This is a genomic window from Corallococcus sp. CA047B, assembly GCF_003612065.1.
Taxonomy (GTDB): Bacteria; Myxococcota; Myxococcia; order Myxococcales; family Myxococcaceae; genus Corallococcus; species Corallococcus praedator.
On the sequence record NZ_RAWD01000621.1, the window covers coordinates 1 to 1,851 of the forward strand.

Consider the following 1,851-nt stretch of genomic DNA (forward strand, 5'->3'; position numbering starts at 1 on the left):
AGGGGACTCGGCTGCGAATCCTCTGCGAGGCGCAGCGTGTGCGCGCTGCCGCCCGTGCTCCGCTCCGGCTTTCCGCCCTGGAGGTGGAGCAGACGCCAGGGCGGCGCCTCTACCTCTTCGCCGTGGAACGTGCAAACCCGTGGGTGATGCCTTTGCCCTGGCCGGAGGGGGAGGCTGTGGCGTGGGCTGATACAACCCCGGCGCCCTTTGTAACCTCGCGCGCTACTGCGGCCGGGAGCGCCATGCCCGCTCCCGGGTGGGGCGCGAGGGCAGCGGGGCTGGCGTGAGAGGTGCAATACTTCCCGATGCCGATGCGTGTGCCCTGGTCCATCGTTGGTATCTCCGCGGGCGCGCTGCTCGTTGGCGCCGCATGGGCCACCGTGGTCCGCCGCCCCGTGCCCCTGCTCTTGGGGCCGCTGCCCGCCATCGTCCTTCCGGCCGTGGAGCAGTCCGGCGGGGCCACCACCGTGGCGGATCCGGGCCGCAACGCCTTCGGGCGCTCGCCCATGAACATGCCGCACTCGCGCTGGCCGGACTTCCACGCCGGCAAGGGCGTCTTCGACCGCGACTGGAGCGAGCCTCGCGGTGGCAAGCCTGTCGCCGCCGGCCCGCTGTTCAGCGCTTCCTCCTGCATGACCTGCCACGTGAAGGACGGCCGCGGTCAGCCCCCGGCCGCCCCTTCCGACGTGCCCGTCTCCCTGGCGTTCCAGTTGAGCGCGCCCGACGGCACCGGGCCGCATCCGCTGTACGGCGCCCAGCTGGACGCCCACGCCCTGGACGGCCACGCCCCCGAGGGCCACGTGCGCGTCGAGTTCGAGGAGACGCGCGGCACGTTCGCCTCCGGGGAGACGTACTCCCTCGTGCGGCCCCGCTACCAGTTCCAGGACCTCGTGCACGGCCCCCTGGGCGAGGGCGCCCGGTTCTCCGCCCGCGTGTCGCCCGTCAACTTCGGCCTGGGCCTGCTGGAGGCCCTCCCCGAAGCGGCGCTGCTCGCCCGGGCCGACCCCGAGGACCTGGACCACGATGGCGTCTCCGGCCGCCCCAACCGGGTGCTGGACCTGGAGACCGGCACCCCCCGCCTGGGCCGCTTCGGGTGGAAGGCCAACCAGCCCACGCTGCGCCAGCAGGTGACGCATGCGCTCGTCGCGGACATGGGCGTCACCACGTCCCTGTATCCCCTGGAGCAGGGCCGCGACACCCCCGGCGAACCCGAGGTGTCCTCGGACGACCTGGACCTGTTGATGCTCTACATGCGCCTTCTGGCCGTGCCGAAGCGGCGCGACTGGGACGCCCCCCCGGTGCAACGCGGCCACGCGGTGTTCCGCGCCGTCGGGTGCGCGGCCTGCCACGTCGACACCCCCCAGGAGACGGAGGCGGTGGAGGGCTTCGACGAGGTGTCCCGTCAGGTCATCTACCCCTACACGGACCTGCTGCTGCACGACATGGGCGAGGACCTGGCGGATGGGCGCCCGGACGGGCTCGCCACCGGCAGCGAATGGCGCACCCCTCCGCTGTGGGGCATCGGGCTGGTGGAGGTCGTCAACAAGCACACCCGCTTCCTCCATGACGGCCGGGCCCGCAACCTGGAGGAGGCCGTGCTCTGGCACGGCGGCGAGGCAGCCCCCTCCCAAGCCCGCTACGTGCGGCTGCCTCCCGAGGACCGGGCCGCGCTGCTCGCCTTCCTGAAGTCGCTCTAGCGCCGCGCGGAGGGCCGCCCCTGGTCCCCCGTCGGACTGGCGGCCAGGAGTCCCGTCGCCTGGAAGGGGCTTCGGCCCCCCTCGCGGGTACGGAACGGTGGACGCCCCGGGTCCTTGGGCTACCCTGCGTTCCCCTTCATGCAGCCCCACGCCC

1 protein-coding gene is annotated in these 1,851 nt (G+C 73.3%); it reads left to right on the forward strand.

Annotated features, from left to right (window positions below):
• Positions 1–305: 305 nt before the first annotated feature.
• Positions 306–1,697 (forward strand): di-heme oxidoredictase family protein, encoded by a 1,392-nt coding sequence (locus D7X74_RS41665; RefSeq protein WP_370450868.1) that lies wholly within the window; start codon positions 306–308, stop codon positions 1,695–1,697.
• Positions 1,698–1,851 lie beyond the last annotated feature (154 nt).